Raw genomic sequence first — 18039 nt, forward strand, 5'->3', positions numbered from 1 at the left:
ACCCAGCGCAACATGGACGCTCTGTGTAAAACATAAGGAAGTGGTGGGCATTTGATTCACAGAAAAGAACGCACCGAGTATTTGAAGAGCAATATCAAATACCTGATCAAAAGCCGCGGAGAAACGCAGCTGTCGTTGTGCAACTCGGCCGGCCTGACCAGAACCACGATCTACAACATTCTGGAAGGCAAGGTCGTCAACGTTCAGCAGTCCACCATCCGCAAGATCTCGGATTTCTTTGGCGTGTCCTATGAAGAAATCGAGACCCTCGACTTTGAAGAAAAAGAGATCATCGACAGCAGTATTTCCCCCCAGGGAAATATGAACCCCGCCGCCGTGCCGATCATCAAGCAAAGCCAGGTCATGGCAAGCATGGACAAGCGCATCGGCGAACTGGCCACGCTGTACCCGCTGACTTACTACTTCGGCACTTCCTATAACTTGATCGCTGTGCTGCTGGAGCATGAAATTGCCGGCGTCAACGAGCCGGGGGATTTGTTGATCGTGCAGAAAGGCACGTCGAGCGACGACAAGGAAAAGTTGGTCTACGACAGAGTCAGCAAAAAACTATTTATCACGGATGAAGCGTGTATCAGCTCGGATCGTATCTGTGTGGTGGGAGATATCATCGAGGAGCGCTTCAATGACAACGTATGAGAACGAAGTCGAGAACAGTAAATATAAATTACTGGGTTTTGAGAATGACAAGAGCCTGGCGGTGATCATGGTGATCGCCACGGGCAAGATCATTCGGATAAAGCTGAGCGAAGTGCTGAACAGCGAAATCATGGACAATTTAAATAAAATGGAAGTCAAGAACATGTACAAGAAGTTCTATTCGCAAGGCGGAGCGCTCACCGCGTATGACATCAACGACCGCAACGAGAACTCATGGATGATTTATATCATCCTGAACCTGCTGCTCTTTACGTTCTATATCTTCACCAGCATTGCAGCGACCAAACCTATTTACCTGGAATCGCTGGGCATCATCGTCACACCCGGCACGTTTCTCTACCCGCTGACGTTTCTGATCGTGGACTTGCTCAACGAACAATTCGGCCTCCGGCTGGCGAGAAGGGCCATCCTGTTTGCGTTTGCCAGTAACGCGATGATCATCATCCTGCTCTACGGCTCGACCTTCCTCCCCGGCTTGCCAGGCTGGAAACTCGATGGGCCGTATAACGACGTGATCATCCAGGTGTCGTCGGTGCTGATCGCCTCCTCGGTTTCGTTCCTGGTGTCGGAGAACATCAACTCGTACTTGCTGTGCAAGATCAAAGAGCTGACCAACTCCAAGTACCTGTTCCTGCGCATTTTCCTGAGTACGTTCTTCGCGGTGATTATCGACAGTTTCCTGTTCTGCTTCATCGCGTTCTACGGCGCCATGCAGACCAGCGACATCCTGAACATGATCTACGTGCAGATCGCGATCAAGGTCTGCTTTGCCTTCATCAACATCCTGCCGGCCTATGGCGCCCGCTCGCTGTTCAAACGCTACATCACGGGCGATACCCAGACCCAACCACACGCCAGCTGATGATCGTTCCCACGCTCTGCGTGGGAACGATCAACATCACGCCAGTTTGCTTTTCAGGCTCTGCATGACGGCTGCCTTGTTCTCCAGGTAGTCGTTCAGACCACGTGCGCGAAGGTTGCACGCGTCGCAGTTGCCACAGCCCGTGCCGATAATGCCGTTGTAGCAGGTCAGGGTCTGGTTGCGGATCAAGTCCAGCTGGTTGTGATGGTCCGCCAGGGCCCAGGTCTCGGCCTTGTTCAGCCACATCAGCGGGGTTTCCAGGCGCACGTCGTATTCCATGCCCAGCTGCAACGCTTTATTCAGTGCCTTGACGAACTCGTCACGGCAATCGGGATAGCCGGAGAAGTCGGTTTCACACACGCCGGTGATCACGGTTTCCGCCTTGACCTGATAGGCGTAGATCGCCGCCAAGGTTAAGAACAGAATGTTCCTGCCCGGCACGAAGGTGCTCGGCAAACTCTCGCCTGAGCTGTTCACCGTAGGTACCGGGATGTTGTCGCGGGTCAGGCTGCTGATGGCCAGCTCGTTCAACAACGAGACATCCATCACCTTGTGAACGGTGGCACCCAGCTGTTTTGCGAGCTTCTGTGCGACTTCGATTTCCGCCACATGCCGCTGGCCATAATCGAAGGTAATGCAGTGCACCTCGTCATACAGCGGCAGTGCCTGGATCAGGCAGGTTGTCGAGTCCTGCCCACCACTGAATACGATAACGGCTTTTTTCTTCATCATTCTGCTTCCTGCATTTATCACATGTGTAGGAGCAAGGGGGACGCCTAGTTCTTGCTCGCGAAAAACGTCAATGATAACGCAGCGTATCTGGTTTAACGCGGCGCCTTCTGGTTTTTCGCGAGCAAGCTCGCGCCTACAAAAAAGCCCCGCGCTTCTCACGAAGGCGGGGCTTTTTCTACTTCATCCACTCAGTGGGCGTACGTCAGCAGCAACTCTTTCGGCACCTGGAAATCCAGGGACATCATCACGCTCAAGGCGGTGATGGTGAAGATCGAGAAGACGAACAGCTTGCGTGCCCAGACGGTGTCATCCACCGCCTTGTAGCCGGTCCAGGCCATGTACAACCAGTACATGCCCATGGCGGCGGCAACGGCGAGGTAGCTCATGCCGGCGTAGCCACTGAAGGTCAACATCAAGGTCGCCACGAGGAAGGCCAGGATGTAGAGCAGGATGTGTTTCTTGGCAACCTTGATGCCACGCTTGACCGGCAGAACCGGAATCGAGGCAGCCAGGTAGTCATTGAAGCGGAAGATCGCGATGGCATAGGAGTGCGGCATCTGCCACAGGCTGAACATCACCAGTAGCACCAGCGCGGCCATGTCGAAGCTATTGGTCACAGCCACATAACCAATCACCGGCGGCATCGCCCCCGACAGACTGCCCACCAGCGTGCCGTGAACCGACTTGCGCTTGAGGTACAGGCTGTAGAAGCCAACGTAGATGACAAAACCGATAACGGCAAACAGCGCCGCCAGCGGGTTGGCCACCTTGTACAACAACACCACGCCGGCGATACCCAAAACGGTCGCGAAGATCAGTGCCAGCTTCAGGGAGATAAGGCCCTGGACCAGCACACGATTCTTGGTGCGTTCCATCTTGATGTCGATATCGCGGTCGATACAGTTGTTGAATACACAACCGGAAGCTACCACCAGGGACGTGCCGATCATCGCTGCCAGGAAAATGGCCAGATCGACATGCCCCTTGGAGGCCAGGAAGAAACCGCCTGCCACAGAAAGCACGTTACCGAAAATGATCCCCGGTTTGGTGATTTGGATAAAGTGCTTAAGCGACATCGGGTCTTACCTCACTTCGCCATCATGAACGTATGGATGCTGAACATGATCCATACCGACAGGCCAACCAGCAGGAGGATCACCAAGCCTGCAAACACGAACGCAATCACGTTATCGCGCTGAGCCTTCGAGCGGTCCAGGTGCAGGAAGTACACCAGGTGAACCAGAACCTGAATCACCGCGAACGCCAGGACAATCATCAAGGTGATCGACTTCGGCAAGGTCGGGTACATCACCAGGCCGAACGGGATCAGCGTCAGGATGACCGACAGGATGAAGCCGATGGCGTACGACTTGACGCTGCCGTGGCTGTCATCGTGGCTGTCATGGGAATGTGCATTAGCCATTACAGAGTCCCCATCAGGTAGACAACGGTGAAGACGCAGATCCAGACCACGTCCAGGAAGTGCCAGAACAGGCTCAGGCAGCTCAGGCGAGTCTTGTTGGTGTTGGTCAGGCCATGCTTGTTGACCTGATACATCATGGTCGCCATCCAGATCAGACCGGCAGTCACGTGCAGACCGTGGGTCCCTACCAGCGTGAAGAACGCCGACAGGAAGCCGCTACGGTGCGGGCCGTAACCTTCGGAGATCAGCAGGTGGAACTCGTTGACCTCCATGCCGATGAAGCCCAGGCCGAACAGGAAGGTCAGTGCCAACCAGCTCAGGACGCCTTTCTTGCTGCCCTTGTAGAAGGCCAGCATGGCGAAGCCGTAGGTGATCGAGCTGAACAACAGCAAGGCGGTTTCGCCGAGCACGTAGGGCAGTTCGAAGATGTCGTGGCCCGACGGGCCACCCGCTACGTTGTTTACCAGTACCGCGTACACCGCGAAGATCGACGCAAACAAGATGCAGTCGGTCATCAGGTAGAGCCAGAAACCGAAGACGGTCATTGGCCCCGAGTCGTGGTGATGGTCATCGTGCCCATGGTCATCGACATGGGCGTGTCCAGCATTGGTCACTAAGTTCGACATGGTTTAAGCCTGTTCCAACGAGGTTTCAACACGGTTGGCCGGGATCTTCTTCTCGGCAACCAGGCGAGCGTGTTGCTCGGCTTCGATGCGTTCGATCACGTCGACCGGCACCATGTAGCCTTGGTCATCACGGGCAGCGTGAACGATGAAGTAGCCGATGGTGCCCACCAGGCTGACGATGGCCAGCCACCAGATGTGCCAGATCATCGCGAAACCGAACACGGTCAACAGCGCGCCCATCACAACGCCGGTAGCGGTGTTGTTAGGCATGTGGATCGGCTCGTAATGCGTTGGCTTCTGGTACGCAGTACCGTCTTCCTTGGCTTCAGTGAACGGATCGATGCTGTCGGCCTTCGGCAGTACGGCAAAGTTGTAGAACGGCGGTGGCGACGAGGTCGACCATTCCAGGGTGTGAGCATTCCATGGGTCGCCGGATTCGCACATGTTCTGCTTGCGATCACGCACGCTGACATACAACTGAATCAACTGGCAGGCGATACCGACAGCGATCATCACCGCACCGAACATGGCAACGTACAGGTACGGTACCCACTCAGGGTTGGTGGTGGCGTTCAGACGACGGGTCATGCCCATGAAGCCCAGAGCATAGAGCGGCATGAATGCGACGAAGAAGCCCGAGATCCAGAACCAGAATGCAGCCTTGCCCCAGCCTTCGTGCAGCTTGAAGCCGAACGCTTTCGGGAAGTAGAAGCTGAAACCTGCGATGTAGCCGAATACTGCGCCGCCGATGATCACGTTATGGAAGTGAGCAATTACGAACAGGCTGTTGTGCAGTACGAAGTCAGCACCCGGGATGGCCAGCAGTACGCCGGTCATGCCGCCGATCGCGAAGGTCACCATGAAGCCCAGGGTCCACAGAACCTGGCTGGTGATACGCAGACGACCGTGATAGATGGTGAATAGCCAGTTAAATAGCTTCACCCCCGTCGGGATAGAAATCAGCATCGTCGCCAGTCCGAAGAACGCGTTGACGCTGGCCCCCGAACCCATGGTGAAGAAGTGGTGCAGCCAAACCATGAAGCCCAGTACCGAGATCGCGCCCGAGGCGTAGATCATCGAGTGGTGACCGAACAGGCGCTTGCCCGAGAAGGTCGAGATCACTTCAGAGAAGATACCGAACGCTGGCAGGATCAGGATGTACACCTCAGGGTGACCCCATGCCCAGAACAGGTTCACGTACATCATTGGATTGCCACCAAGTTCATTGGTGAAAATGTGGAAATCCAGGTAACGGTCAAGCGACAGCAACGCCATGGTTGCAGCCAGGATCGGGAACGATGCAACGATCAGTACGTTGGCCCAGGTGCAGGTCCAGGTGAAGATCGGCATGTCCATCAGCTTCATGCCAGGGGCGCGCATTTTCAAGACGGTGGCCAGGAAGTTGACCCCCGTCAGTGTCGTCCCGAGTCCTGATAACTGTAGCGCCCAGATGTAGTAATCCACACCCACGCCCGGACTGTAGGCCAGGCCCGACAACGGCGGATACGCAACCCAACCGGTCTTGGCGAATTCGCCGACGCCCAGGGACAGGTTGATCAGTACCACGCCGGACACCAGCAGCCAGAAGCTCAGAGAGTTCAGGAACGGGAACGCAACGTCACGCGCACCGATCTGCAGCGGCAAGGCAAGGTTCATCAGGCCGGTGAAGAAAGGCATCGCCATGAAGATGATCATGATCACACCGTGAGCGGTGAAGATCTGGTCATAGTGTTCAGGGGGCAGGTAGCCAGGCGAACCCTCGGTGGCCATGGCCAACTGGGTACGCATCATGATGGCGTCGGCAAAACCACGCAGCAGCATGACCATGGCAACGATGACGTACATGACACCGATTTTCTTGTGGTCGACCGAAGTCAGCCACTCGGTCCACAGGTAGGTCCACTTCTTGAAGTAAGTGATACCTGCAAACAGTGCCAGACCACCCAGCGCGATCATGGCGATGGTCACCATCACGATCGGCTCGTGGAACGGGACCGCATCCCAACTTAATTTACCAAACATCGTTTACTCCTCTGCCCCAGCAGTTGAATGCGAGCCCGTGTCAGAACCTTCAACCGCGGCCACTTCTTTCTTCTCGTGCTTGACCGGCTTGCCTGGCTTCATACCTTCGTACTTGTCGACGATTTTCTGAAACAGGTCCGGCTCGTACGTGGAGTACAGGGCGACTGGGTTGTTCTGGCTTGGTTTGGCAAGGGCATCGTATTCAGCTTGATCAAGCTGTTTAGGTGCGGCCTTGACTTCGGCTACCCAGGCGTTGAAATCTTCCTGGCTCGTCGAGATCGCTTTGAATTTCATGCCGGTGAAGCCAGCACCGCTGTAGTTAGCGGAGATGCCTTCCATTTCAGCTTTCTCGTTCGCGATCAGGTGCAGGCGAGTCTGCATGCCTGCCATCGCGTAGATCTGGCCACCCAGTGCAGGGATGAAGAACGAGTTCATCACGGCGTCGGAGGTGATCCGGAAGTTAAGCGGGGTGTTCTCCGGGAACCGGATCTGGTTCACAGTGGCGATACCCAGGTCCGGGTAGATGAACAGCCACTTCCAGTCCAGCGCGACCACTTCGATGTTGATCGGCTTGACGTCGGAGTCCAGCGGACGGTAAGGGTCCAGCTCATGGGTCGACTTATAGGTGATGTAACCCAGGGCGATGATGATGAGGATCGGCACCAGCCACACCGCGATTTCGATCTTGGTGGAGTGCGACCACTTCGGCGCGTAGGTCGCGCTGGTGTTCGACGCGCGGTATTTCCAGGCGAAAGCGAACGTCATGATGATCACGGGCACCACGACCAACAGCATCAGCAGGGTGGCGGTGATGATCAGGTTGCGTTGATCCAGACCGACCTGACCTTTAGGGTCGAGCAAGGTCCACTTGCAGCCTCCCAGCATTAACATCATGCCGAGCAGCGGCAAAAAGCCTAGTAATCGGGGGTACCTGTTTTTACTCATCTCACGACCTCTAAAGCAGCTTGCGCAATGCAGTTGGGTTTTGATCGCCAACACTTCACCCTGCCAAGGGTTGGCATTTCTCTTCGATTGAATAAGGGCCTGCCCGTCGCACCTTGCGCGAATCGACACGTCCCGGGCTAGCGGTGAGTTCTTATTCGAATTCGTTGGTCAAAGGCCTTGTTACAGACCAATTCCATTTGGTGCGGATAGTTGAAAGGCTGCCGGCACCTGGGGTCGCATGAAACGTTACATCCGCTTCTCGACCGCCCTAGTTTGCTCAGGGGTGAGCAGCACCGGACATTCAGTGCGGGCGATTGTAGTTAGCTAGCGATGTATAAACCATGTCTTATCCAGAAATAATTTTTATCGTTTCCAGCAATAATCCTTCACCATTATTGCAAAGGTCCGCGATCGTATCGCGTTTGATTCTCGACAAAAACCACAAAAATTGCCGTGTTATTGGGCGTTCTGCCACATTCCCTACAGGCTGTAAGGGCATCGAAAACTGATCCAAGTCCCCTAAAAACAAGGCATTCGGACATCAGGCAATGTCGCGTACCTCACGCTGCTCGCGGCGCCGGCCAAACGACGAACTGACAGCCACAAAACGCCGCCTTGTGCAAATTTATGCCGCGTTTACTGGCGTGAGAATCGTCCTGCGACAGCTCCCGTGTGACAACATGTCGCACGCTGCGCACACCCAAACTTGCCCCGCGTCACGGTCCCTTCACAAAATGCCTACAAACAAAAACGCCCCGGCCTTCTTTATTAGGAAGGCCCGGGCGTTTGATTGTTTACGGCTCAGGCTTTGTTCTGGCGATTCCGGTAAATGCCCAGTGGCACCAGGATCACCGTCAGCACAAAGGCCACCAGCGCCCACTGCGCCAGGGACAGGCCGAGGATTGGCGGGTAAGGCGTCTCGCAGAAACCGTCGACCTGGAAACCCAGGGGGAACACTGAAGCCAGCGGCAAGCCATCGACAATCGGTTGCAGCACATCGATGCCGCAGCTGACCTTCGGAAAGAACTGGATGTACACGTGATAGCCGGCGGCGGCGACACCCCCGAGGGCGCTGAGTGTCACCAGTGCTTCAAACAGCGTGACGCTGCGGGTGGTGCGCATGGCGGCACCGATGAAGGCGAAGATCGCGATCAGCAGCAAGGCATAACGTTGCAGGATGCACAGCGGGCACGGCGCCTCGCCCAACACCACCTGCATGTACAGCGCCCCGCCGATCAGCGCCAGGCAGATAATGCCCAGCAGTACCAGAAAGCGTCGCTCCCTGCCCAAACGCAATTCGTCGATCATCCCCGTTTCCCTTTAGCCAATGTTGGTTGTGCCAATGGCCGCAAGTTTACACGCGGACGGTGAAAGTTGAGCAGTTGGCGTGAGGAGGTTTAAACAGGAGGCATTAACAGGAGATTAATGCCCCCTGTAGGAGCGAGCTTGCTCGCGAAAAACGTCAACGATAACGCGTACATTCTGGATATACGCGATGCCCTTGCGTTCTTCGCGAGCAAGCTCGCTCCTACAGGGAGGGTGGGTTATTCCAGAGCCGACGCCGGCCCAAAGAACTCATACCGGCTCTGCTGCTCCGGCACACCCAAAGCCTTCAAGTGACGCTTGATCGCCGCCATGAAGCCTTTAGGCCCCAGGAAGTACGCATCCACATCACGCTCTTGCGGCAACCACGCCGCCAGTTGCTCCTGGCTCAGCATGCCGACCGTGTCTGCCGCTGGGCTCACGCCATCATCTTCGGCGTAGCAATAGAAGCGCTTGAGCTGCGGGTGCTGCGCGGCCAAGCCATCCACCCACTCACGGAACGCATGCACGCCGCCATTACGCGCACAGTGGATAAAGTGAATCGGACGTTCGGTGGCCAGGGCCGCTTCCAGCATCGGCAGGGTTGGCGTGATGCCTACGCCACCACTGATCAGCACCAGGGGCTTGTCGCTGGCCGCCAACGTGAACTCCCCCGATGGCGGAAACAGATCGATGGTCGCGCCGACCTGAAACTGGTCATGCAGGTAGTTCGACACCCGGCCACCGGCCTCGCGCTTGACGCTGATGCGGTACTGGCCAGAGTCGCCACGCGCCGACAGGGAATAGTTGCGGCGTACTTCCTCGCCCTCCAGCACCAGCTTCATGCCGATGTATTGCCCGGGCTCGGCGGCCAGGATCGGGCCGTTATCCACAGGCGCGAAGTAGAACGAGATGATTTCCGCGCTTTCCTCCACCCGCTTGACCAAGGTGAAAAGCCGCGCACCACGCCAGCCGCCCGGCGCCTCTTCCTTCTCTTTATAGATAGCCGCTTCGGCACCGATCAGGATGTCGGCCAGTTGGCCATAGGCAGCGCCCCAGGCGCTCATCACTTCAGGGGTGGCGATTTCACTGCCCAGCACTTCGGAAATCGCCCGCAGCAGGCAGGCGCCCACAATCGGGTAGTGCTCCGGCAGGATCTGCAAAGCAACGTGCTTGTTGATGATCTTCGCCACCAGGTCGCCCAACTGATCCAGCTGGTCGATATGCCGGGCATACATCAGCACGCCATTGGCCAGGGCCCGAGGCTGGTCGCCACTGGCCTGGTGGGCCTGGTTGAACAGCGGGCGAACTTCCGGGTACTCGGACAGCATCATCCGGTAGAAATGGGTGATCAGGGCTTCGCCGCCACTTTCCAGCAGGGGCACGGTGGATTTGACGATGGCACGGTCTTGGGCACTAAGCATGGCAGACTCCTGAGTCTTCTTACTGATTACCCTTTGTTACTCAGTATTCATGCCAACTAATAAAACCTTATAAATCAGTAATTTGAATTTAATGTAGTCAGTATGACCTCCTACACACTATAGTCACTATGACTACAAGGAGTCATTATGACTGCGAAGCCGCTGCTCACCACCCTGCTGCCCCTGGTCGCCGACCTGTCCCGCGAACTGCCCGAAGGCGAGCGCTATCGGCGCCTGCTCCAGGCCATGCGCGCCCTGTTGCCCTGCGACGCGGCCGCCCTGCTGCGCCTCGACGGCGAATGGCTGGTGCCGCTGGCGGTGGATGGCTTGAGCACCGACACCCTCGGCCGGCGCTTCAAGGTCAGCGAACATCCACGCTTTGGTGTGCTGCTGAGCAGCCCCGGCCCCACCCGCTTTGACAGCGACAGCGAACTGCCCGACCCCTATGACGGTTTGGTAGACGGCCTGCACGGGCACCTGGAAGTCCACGACTGCATGGGCTGCCCGCTGTTCGTCGACGACCAGCCCTGGGGCCTGCTGACCCTCGACGCCCTCGACACCGAGCGTTTCGAACGGGTGGAACTGGACGCCCTGCAAGCCTTCGCCAGCCTCGCCGCCGCAACGGTGAATGTTGCCGAACGCATCGAACGCCTGGCGCTGCGGGCCGAAGACGAACACCAGCGGGCCGAAATCTACCGCCAGGCCAGCGGCCAGCAGCATAAGGAGATGATCGGCCAGAGCAAGACCCACAAACGCCTGGTGGAAGAAATCAACCTGGTGGGCGGCAGCGATTTGACCGTACTGATCACCGGCGAGACCGGCGTCGGCAAAGAGCTGGTCGCCCAGGCGATCCACGCCGCCTCATCCCGCGCCGAGAAACCGCTGATCAGCCTCAACTGCGCCGCCCTGCCGGAAACCCTGGTGGAAAGCGAGCTGTTCGGGCATGTGCGCGGGGCGTTTACCGGCGCGCTGAACGAACGCCGGGGCAAGTTCGAGCTGGCGAATGGCGGCACGCTGTTTCTCGATGAGGTGGGTGAGTTGTCCCTCACCGTGCAGGCCAAGCTGCTGCGGGTGCTGCAAAGCGGCCAGTTGCAGCGCCTCGGGTCTGACAAGGAGCATCAGGTGGATGTGCGCCTGATCGCCGCAACAAACCGCGATTTGGCCGAAGAAGTGCGCAGCGGTCGTTATCGTGCCGACTTCTATCACCGCTTGAGTGTGTACCCGCTGCAAGTCCCTGCCTTGCGCGAGCGCGGTCGCGATGTGCTGTTGCTGGCGGGATTTTTCCTTGAACAGAACCGTTCACGCATGGGCCTGGGCAGCCTGCGCCTGACCAGCGATGCCCAGGCGGCACTGCTGGCTTATACATGGCCGGGGAATGTGCGCGAACTGGAACACTTGATCGGCCGCAGCGCCTTGAAAGCGCTGGGCAACTGCCGGGAACGGCCAAAGATTCTCAGCCTTAGCGCGGCGGACCTGGACTTGCCGAACGCCACCGTGCCACCGCTCGAAGAGCAGCCCGACCCCGTGCCGGACGTCACCGGCGACCTGCGCCTGGCCACCGAGAACTACCAGCGCCAGGTCATCAGCGCCTGTCTGGAACGCCACCAGCACAACTGGGCCAGCGCCGCTCGCGAGCTGGGCCTGGACCGGGCCAACCTGGGACGGATGGCCAAGCGCCTGGGCCTGAAGTAGCGAACGGTGATTCCCAGGCAAAGGAGATCAAATGTGGGAGCTGTCGAGCTTTAGCGAGGCTGCGATGGCATCACCGCAGTGCACCTGCAAAACCGCAGCGCCTGCATCGCAGCCTCGCTTGGGCTCGACAGCTCCCACACTAGACCTGCTTCGCCTTGTAGATTGGATTGATTGGCGCGCCAGCCTTGGGTTTGCGAAACACCAACACATTCCCCAGCATCACCAGCACCAACCCCACCAACGCCGGCGCTGTCCACTGATAGCCCTCGGCAAACGCCGAGACGTTCAACGCCACCACCGGGAACAGCACGGTGCAATATGCCGCCCGCTCCGGCCCCATGCGGCCGACCAGGGTCAGGTAGGCGGTAAACCCAATCACCGAACCCGGGATCACCAGGTACAGCAACGAACCGACGTAGCGGCTGTTCCATTCCATGTCGAACGGAATGCCCTGCACCGCGCAGTACATCGCCAGCATCGACGCACCATAGGCCATGCCCCAGGCATTGGTGGTCAGCGGCTTGAGCCCAGCCTTCTGTTGCAAGCTCGAGAGCATGTTGCCTGCCGAAAAACACAGGGTGCCGAGCAGCGCCAAACCCAGGCCGAGCAAGGTTTGCGGGCTGGCGGTGTGCCCCACCAGTTCCGGCCAGAACAACAGCCCCAGGCCCAGCAACCCGAGGCCGCCGCCCATCAACACATTACGTGCGACCTTCTGGCCGAAAAACACCCGGGCGTTCAGCGCGTTCCACAACGTCGCGGTGGAGAACACCACCGCCACCAGCCCGCTGGGAATCCACTGGCTGGCCGTCAGGAAGCACATGAAGTTGACGCAAAACAGGCACAGCCCCTGGGCCAGGCAGATCAAATGCCCACGGCGGTTCATCACCTGCAGCTTGCGACTGAGCAGCAGCATCACGAACAGCACCAGCGCCGCCAGGCCAAAGCGATAGATGATGGACACCGGAATCGCTACCACGCCCAGTTGCCATTTGAGGGCAATCCAGGTGGTGCCCCAGATCAGTACGGTGAGTAAATACAGGAAAAGGTTCATGGCGGGCTCCGAAGGTTGAGCCACAGTTTCGCCCCGGGCGACACAAAGCCTCTTGCACATTCTTGCGCTTTTGTCGGCTGCAGGGATCACAGGAATCGCCGCTGGGCGTAGGATGCAAGCTGTCAGAGAGTACGAATATGCCGCCACTGGAAACCCTGCAAGTCTTTCAATCCCTCAACCGCTCGCCCAACGCTCGCCTCGAGCTGTGCGCCGAGCTCGGTGACGGCTTGTCTGCAGCCTTGTGGAGCAACCATCACGACGCCCAGGATTACGAAGCTCCCGACCATCACACCCTGTCCTGCTACATCGGCGGCGGCACCGGCACCTTTCGCCGCGACCAGCCCGGCACCAAGGGCGGCCCGGACAAGCTGTGCATCCTGCCGGCCGATCATCAGTCGGCGTGGGTGATCAACGGCGAGATCCGCCTGGCCCATGTGTATTTCAGCCCGGAGCAATTCGCCCTGGGCTGCGTGACATTGCTGGACCGTGAACCCCGCGAGTTGCAGTTGCGTGAGAGCACGTTTCTCGACGACGCGCAGCAGGCCCGGCGCTTTCACCAGTTGATCAGCCTGAACTGGAAAGAGCCCGGCGAGCGCCTGCTGACCAGCAGCCTGGCCCATGAAATGCTCAGCCATACCTTGCTCAGCCAGGTGGGAATGCGTGAGGGTTTGCGCTTGAAAGGCGGGCTGGCCGCCCATCAGCGTCGGCAATTGGTGGAGCACATCGACCAGCAACTGGCCGAGCCAATCAGCCTGGGACAGTTGGCAGGCTTGTGCGCCTTGTCGGAGTACCACTTCGCGCGGATGTTTCGCGAGAGCTTTGGCCTGCCGCCCCACCAGTACCTACTGGCGCGGCGCCTGGCCCGCGCCCGGGAGTTGTTGCGTGGCGGGTCATTGCCGCTGGGAGAGATTGCGTTGGCGTGCGGATTTTCCAGCGCCAGCCACTTTACCAACCGGTTCCGCCAGGCGATGGGCGCGACGCCCGGGGAATACCGGCAAGCGTTCCTGCCTTGAAATGCAATCAGCCTGACTGCACGGGACCAATGTGGGAGCGGGCTTGCTCGCGAAGGCGGTGTGACAGTCAACACATGTACTGACTGATCTACCGCATTCGCGAGCAAGCCCGCTCCCACATTTGATCTTCGGTGCTCAATAGTCCGTGCTGTTGGCCAGCGCCGTGGCCAGACGGTTTTCCAATGCCTTGACCCGCGCACCTGCGACCACGTAATTGTTGGTCACCATCGAAAACACCAACTTGCGTCCCTTGGCATCGGTGACATAACCGGTCAACGACGACACGCCGCTCATGGAGCCGGTCTTGCCGTGCAGGTTGTTTTCCGCCGCCGTGCCCCGCAGGCGATAGCGCAGGCTCCCGCCCGCCATCCGAACCGGATTACCGGCAACCGGCAAGGCGTTGTACCAGGCGTCGAACCAGGGCTGTTTGCTTGCGGCCAGCAGCACGTCCGTCAGGTTCTGCGACGACACCAGGTTACGTCGGGACAACCCCGATCCGTCCACTTGGTTCAACGTGCTCGTATCAATCCCCTGGCGCGTCAAAAAACCCGCTACTGCGGCCACACCAGCAGGTGCCGTACCGGCATTCACCGTCTTGCGGCCCATGGTCTTGAGCAGTGCTTCAGACATGTTGTTGTTGGAAAGCTTGAGCAGCGGCGTGATCAGCTCCTGCAACGGCGCTGACTCATGCATCGCGAGCACTGTCGCCGTGGTCGGCGTCACACCTCCGATCATCCGACGCCCTTGCACGGCAATTCCCTGCTGCGCCAATGCCTGCCCAAACAGATTGGCCACCAGTTGCGTCGGCTCCCACACGCTGACCAATTGCCGACTCTGCTTGCCCGGCGCCAATGCGCCACTGAGGCGCAACAGGTTGGTGCCATGCTGGCGATTGATCCCGTAGCTGTTGCCCGCGCCGCTGATGGCACGGTTGCCGATCTGCACGTAATCGGTCGCCGGGCTGATATCCACAGTTACCGGACGCCCTGCCGTAACCGGCGCCTTGGCCGTGACCAGCAGGGAGCCCGCATCAAAGTCGTCATTGGGCGACACCGTCAGTGCCGAAATCTGCGCGCCGTAGTAGGTGCTCTCATCGTCCTGGGACCAATCGGTGCCCAGACGCTCGGCGTCGAAGAATGTGTCATCGAACACCAGGTCGCCCTGCACTTGCTGGATGCCCTGCTGCGCCAGACTGGCCGCCAACGCCTGGTAATCCGCCCACTGGATCGTCGGGTCGCCCAGGCCGCGCAGGTAGAGATTGCCGTTAAGCACCGCGCCCTGGCGGGTGCCGTCGCTCAACAGTTGCGTGGAAAACCGATACTGCGGCCCCAGCACATCCATCGCCGCCGCAGTGGTCAGCAACTTGAGGCTGGAAGCCGGAGTCAGCCGTGTGCGTGGGTTGTGTTGATAGAGCGTGTTGCCGCTGCGGGCATCGCGCACCATCAGCGACACGCTGGCACCGTGCAGCGCCGGGTCGGCCAGCAACTGGTCGAGGGTGTCGCTGGTGGAATTTTTCGGCGCCGTGGCGCAACCGCCCAGCAACACGCTCAAGCCCAGCAGCAGTCCGCCGGTGTGTATCCATCGTCCCAACTGCATCGGTATCGAGTTCCCGCAAAGTCATTAATGGCGGCCACGCTAGCAGCTCGACAACCGTATGGCGAGGTAGCCGGCTACCGCACCCTACGGTGTAGCCGAATTTAGAACGTCAGGGTGCTGGACACCGACACCTGCCGCGCATCGCCGATGGACACGAACTGGGTGTTCACGGCGGAGGTGTAATAGGTACGGTCAAACAGGTTCTTCACGTTGAGCTGGAACTTGACCTTCTGCCCCTCGATTTTGGTGTCATAGGTGGCAAACGCATCGGCCACGGTATAGCCCGGCAAGTCGAAACTGTTGGCCGCATCGCCCGAGCGCTCGCCGACATACCTTGCTCCGGCGCCGACCCGCAGCTGGTCACCGCCCAAGATGCTACCGAAGTCATACACCGCCGAAAGCGAGCCGGTGTTCTTCGCGACGTTTTGCAGGCGGTTGCCCTTCAGGTCCGGGTCTTCGGTGACGACAGCATCGGTGTAGGCATAGCTGCCGATCACGCTCCAGTTGTCCGTCAGCTGACCGCTGGCATCCAGTTCCAGCCCGCGGGAGCGCACCTTCCCGGCAACGCTGTAAACCGCAGCCAGCCCGTCACCCACCTGAACCAGCACGTTGCGTTTTTCGATGTTGAACACAGCGGCGCTGGCTGTAATGCGTCCCGGCATATCGAGTTTGGTGCCCAGTTCCCAGGACTTCGACTGCTCCGGCTCCAGGCTGCCATCCAACACGCTTTTGTTAGCCAGTGGCGCGATGGTGGAGTTAGGCTTGAACGACTCGGTGTAGCTGCCATAGAACGACAGCTCGTCGGTGTAGCGGTACACCAGGCCGACCCGTGGTACCCATTTCTGGCCATTGCCGTCGGTGTTGGCGGTGAACGGGACGCCTTTGCCGGCGTATTGGTCGTACATCTGATAACGCGCGCCGCCCACCAGGATCCACTGGTCGGTGAGGTGAATTGCATCCTGCATAAACAGCGAATCGCTGCGCAGCAGGTCGGTCTGGTTACTGTCCGGCGCGCTGACTTTGCTGCCCGCCACTTCATTGCCATAGACCGGATCGTTGTAGTTGAAGGTGCCACGGGGCGACTGGCGGATCAGGTCGGCCCGGTAGATCTTGCGGTACTCGTCGTCCAGGCCAAAGGTCAGGTCGTGCTGCATGCCGGCGACGTTTACCTTGCCTTCAAGGCTGGCGGTGGCGAAACGGTCCGTGGTCAGCGCGCCCTGGGTGCCGTCCATGCTGCGGGTCAGGGTGCCGTTGGTGTTGACCTTGACCACACGCACCTGGCTGGCGTCGTAGGTCTCGCGGTTCCAGCTGTAGCCGAAGTGGGCCTTCCAGTCGTCATTCAGGTCGTGGTCGGCCTCGAAGCGGTACAGGTCGGAGCGGCCTTCCATATTGTTGAAGGGCTCGTCCAGGCGGCGAGTCGACGGGATATTAAGCGGGTGGTTGGTCTTGGGATCGATCGCTGTCCCTCGGTCAAACGGCGAGAGAAACTCGCGATGCTCGTAGGCAAACAACAGCTTGGTGTTCTCGCCGTACCAAGCCAGCGACGGGGCGATCAGGCTCTCGCGGTGGGTACCGTAGTTGCGCCAGTAATCTTCGTCTTCATGGTCAACGATCAGGCGATACGCCAACCCGCTGTCACCGATCGGGCCCGTGGTGTCGAGGTTGCCGCCGCTGCCGTTCTTGCCATCACCAAAGGTCGAGCCGCGCGCCGTCAGCGAGGTGGATTGAATCAGCTCGGGTTTCTTGCTCACGATGTTGACCACGCCACCCGGATCCTGGATGCCGTACAGCAACGACGACGGGCCCTTGAGCACTTCGACGCGCTCGGCGGTGGAGTTCATCGCGCGGCCCTGCACCAGCGGCATGCCGTCCTGCATGATCGAACCGTTTCGGTTGTCACCAAAACCACGCAACATCACCGCGTCCTGGGTGCTGCCCAACGTGTTGGCCTGGGTAATGCCGCTGACGTTAGCCAGGGCATCGTCGAGGTTGCGCGGCTGTTGATCGCGAATCACCTGGGCCGGCACGACGTTGACGGTTTGTGGGGTTTCCAGCAGCAGGCCGTGGGAACGCATCACCGAACTGGTGGGCGGCGGCTGATAGCTGGTGGTATCCGAAACCTGGGCGGCACCGCTGATGGTGGTGGCGCCGAGGTTCAGCGCGCCGTCGGTGGGCAACGGTTCCAGGGCCAGGGTGCGGGCGTCGATCTGGCGGAAGGTGAAGCCCGAATTACCCAGCAAGCGCTGCATGGCCTGAGTCGCGCTCATCTGCCCGGTGATCGCCGGGGCCTTGATCGCATAGGGTGCTTCGTCGGTGTAGACCACGCTGATGCCGGTCACCCGGGTGAAATCACTCAAGGCCTGGGGCAGCGGCTTGGCGGCCAGGGCAAAGTTGAACAACATGCTCTGCTGCTGCGCCTCAGCCGCCTGCGCCACGCCCAGGGGCAGCAGCGCCAGCCCCGAAACCGCCAATACCGAGGCTCCCAGCCAATGTTTAACCGAACCCGCCGACGTTGCCCTGGACTTCATGCTTGAGAACCCGTGTGTAAAAAGCGCTGTTAATGCGAATTAATCGCAGTTTCAAGCACTACACGGATCGCCGACAGGTTTACCTCACCTATAACTGAAAATATTTCTGGAAAACACACCGCCCCCTGTAGGAGCGAGCTTGCTC

The 18039-nt window shown here is 59.0% G+C and carries 15 protein-coding genes; 4 read left to right on the forward strand and 11 right to left on the reverse strand.

The features are described from left to right. Window positions 1–51: 51 nt before the first annotated feature. A complete protein-coding gene (locus AU074_RS16755) occupies window positions 52–657 on the forward strand; it encodes a helix-turn-helix transcriptional regulator (RefSeq protein ID WP_173860388.1) in 606 nt (201 codons plus the stop codon). Then, the gene (locus AU074_RS16760; RefSeq protein WP_076015657.1) at window positions 644–1540 is read left to right on the forward strand and encodes a queuosine precursor transporter; all 897 of its coding nucleotides are present in this window, start codon (window positions 644–646) and stop codon (window positions 1538–1540) included. Before AU074_RS16755 ends, AU074_RS16760 begins: the two co-directional genes overlap by 14 nt. Before the next feature lie 36 nt (window positions 1541–1576). Here the strand turns inward: AU074_RS16760 and queC are convergent, their stop codons facing one another. The 8 genes from queC to hmpA form a co-directional block, all read right to left on the reverse strand. Continuing rightward, complete coding sequence (gene queC, locus AU074_RS16765; RefSeq protein ID WP_076015658.1) at window positions 1577–2269, reverse strand: 7-cyano-7-deazaguanine synthase QueC; 693 nt, start codon at window positions 2267–2269, stop codon at window positions 1577–1579. A 191-nt stretch (window positions 2270–2460) separates the two neighbouring features. After that, window positions 2461–3348: a heme o synthase gene (gene cyoE / locus AU074_RS16770; protein ID WP_017480052.1), complete on the reverse strand. Its 888-nt coding sequence runs from the start codon at window positions 3346–3348 to the stop codon at window positions 2461–2463. Between the two features lie 11 nt (window positions 3349–3359). Beyond that, window positions 3360–3695: a cytochrome o ubiquinol oxidase subunit IV gene (gene cyoD, locus AU074_RS16775; protein ID WP_003216374.1), complete on the reverse strand. Its 336-nt coding sequence runs from the start codon at window positions 3693–3695 to the stop codon at window positions 3360–3362. Continuing rightward, window positions 3695–4321: a cytochrome o ubiquinol oxidase subunit III gene (locus AU074_RS16780; protein WP_008435616.1), complete on the reverse strand. Its 627-nt coding sequence runs from the start codon at window positions 4319–4321 to the stop codon at window positions 3695–3697. The genes cyoD and AU074_RS16780 overlap by 1 nt, the downstream gene beginning before the upstream one ends. A gap of 3 nt (window positions 4322–4324) precedes the next feature. Beyond that, window positions 4325–6343, reverse strand: coding sequence for a cytochrome o ubiquinol oxidase subunit I (gene cyoB / locus AU074_RS16785; RefSeq protein ID WP_076015659.1), 2019 nt, complete (start codon window positions 6341–6343; stop codon window positions 4325–4327). A gap of 3 nt (window positions 6344–6346) precedes the next feature. Continuing rightward, window positions 6347–7288: a ubiquinol oxidase subunit II gene (gene cyoA, locus AU074_RS16790; RefSeq protein WP_076015660.1), complete on the reverse strand. Its 942-nt coding sequence runs from the start codon at window positions 7286–7288 to the stop codon at window positions 6347–6349. Window positions 7289–8089: 801 nt separating this feature from the next. Then, window positions 8090–8596, reverse strand: coding sequence for a disulfide bond formation protein B (locus AU074_RS16800; protein WP_076015661.1), 507 nt, complete (start codon window positions 8594–8596; stop codon window positions 8090–8092). Between the two features lie 236 nt (window positions 8597–8832). Next, window positions 8833–10014, reverse strand: coding sequence for an NO-inducible flavohemoprotein (gene hmpA / locus AU074_RS16805; RefSeq protein ID WP_076015662.1), 1182 nt, complete (start codon window positions 10012–10014; stop codon window positions 8833–8835). Window positions 10015–10161: 147 nt separating this feature from the next. On the opposite strand from hmpA, the gene norR reads away from it, so the two are divergent. Further along, window positions 10162–11706, forward strand: coding sequence for a nitric oxide reductase transcriptional regulator NorR (norR, locus tag AU074_RS16810; protein WP_076015663.1), 1545 nt, complete (start codon window positions 10162–10164; stop codon window positions 11704–11706). A gap of 139 nt (window positions 11707–11845) precedes the next feature. On the opposite strand, the gene AU074_RS16815 is transcribed toward norR, so the two are convergent. Next, on the reverse strand, window positions 11846–12757 hold the full coding sequence (locus AU074_RS16815) for a DMT family transporter (protein ID WP_076015664.1): 912 nt from the start codon (window positions 12755–12757) through the stop codon (window positions 11846–11848). Between the two features lie 137 nt (window positions 12758–12894). On the opposite strand from AU074_RS16815, the gene AU074_RS16820 reads away from it, so the two are divergent. Continuing rightward, window positions 12895–13770 carry a helix-turn-helix domain-containing protein gene (locus AU074_RS16820; RefSeq protein ID WP_076015665.1) on the forward strand — a complete coding sequence of 292 codons (876 nt, stop codon included), beginning with the start codon at window positions 12895–12897 and terminating at the stop codon, window positions 13768–13770. A 135-nt stretch (window positions 13771–13905) separates the two neighbouring features. Here the strand turns inward: AU074_RS16820 and dacB are convergent, their stop codons facing one another. Beyond that, window positions 13906–15366: a D-alanyl-D-alanine carboxypeptidase/D-alanyl-D-alanine-endopeptidase gene (gene dacB / locus AU074_RS16825; RefSeq protein ID WP_076015666.1), complete on the reverse strand. Its 1461-nt coding sequence runs from the start codon at window positions 15364–15366 to the stop codon at window positions 13906–13908. A 101-nt stretch (window positions 15367–15467) separates the two neighbouring features. Further along, window positions 15468–17894 carry a TonB-dependent receptor gene (locus tag AU074_RS16830; protein WP_076015667.1) on the reverse strand — a complete coding sequence of 809 codons (2427 nt, stop codon included), beginning with the start codon at window positions 17892–17894 and terminating at the stop codon, window positions 15468–15470. Between the last annotated feature and the right edge of the window lie 145 nt (window positions 17895–18039).

The sequence above is a fragment of the Pseudomonas sp. ATCC PTA-122608 genome (assembly GCF_001952855.1).
Taxonomy (GTDB): Bacteria; Pseudomonadota; Gammaproteobacteria; order Pseudomonadales; family Pseudomonadaceae; genus Aquipseudomonas.

What these genes read in the sequence shown, in the direction of transcription:
- norR (WP_076015663.1), top strand. Translation starts at nt 10,162, where the DNA reads ATGACTGCGAAGCCGCTGCTCACCACCCTGCTGCCCCTGGTCGCCGAC.
- hmpA (WP_076015662.1), bottom strand. Translation starts at nt 10,014, where the DNA reads ATGCTTAGTGCCCAAGACCGTGCCATCGTCAAATCCACCGTGCCCCTG.
- cyoA (WP_076015660.1), bottom strand. Translation starts at nt 7,288, where the DNA reads ATGAGTAAAAACAGGTACCCCCGATTACTAGGCTTTTTGCCGCTGCTC.
- AU074_RS16800 (WP_076015661.1), bottom strand. Translation starts at nt 8,596, where the DNA reads ATGATCGACGAATTGCGTTTGGGCAGGGAGCGACGCTTTCTGGTACTG.
- dacB (WP_076015666.1), bottom strand. Translation starts at nt 15,366, where the DNA reads ATGCAGTTGGGACGATGGATACACACCGGCGGACTGCTGCTGGGCTTG.
- AU074_RS16820 (WP_076015665.1), top strand. Translation starts at nt 12,895, where the DNA reads ATGCCGCCACTGGAAACCCTGCAAGTCTTTCAATCCCTCAACCGCTCG.
- AU074_RS16830 (WP_076015667.1), bottom strand. Translation starts at nt 17,894, where the DNA reads ATGAAGTCCAGGGCAACGTCGGCGGGTTCGGTTAAACATTGGCTGGGA.
- AU074_RS16815 (WP_076015664.1), bottom strand. Translation starts at nt 12,757, where the DNA reads ATGAACCTTTTCCTGTATTTACTCACCGTACTGATCTGGGGCACCACC.
- queC (WP_076015658.1), bottom strand. Translation starts at nt 2,269, where the DNA reads ATGAAGAAAAAAGCCGTTATCGTATTCAGTGGTGGGCAGGACTCGACA.
- cyoD (WP_003216374.1), bottom strand. Translation starts at nt 3,695, where the DNA reads ATGGCTAATGCACATTCCCATGACAGCCACGATGACAGCCACGGCAGC.
- AU074_RS16760 (WP_076015657.1), top strand. Translation starts at nt 644, where the DNA reads ATGACAACGTATGAGAACGAAGTCGAGAACAGTAAATATAAATTACTG.
- cyoE (WP_017480052.1), bottom strand. Translation starts at nt 3,348, where the DNA reads ATGTCGCTTAAGCACTTTATCCAAATCACCAAACCGGGGATCATTTTC.
- cyoB (WP_076015659.1), bottom strand. Translation starts at nt 6,343, where the DNA reads ATGTTTGGTAAATTAAGTTGGGATGCGGTCCCGTTCCACGAGCCGATC.
- AU074_RS16780 (WP_008435616.1), bottom strand. Translation starts at nt 4,321, where the DNA reads ATGTCGAACTTAGTGACCAATGCTGGACACGCCCATGTCGATGACCAT.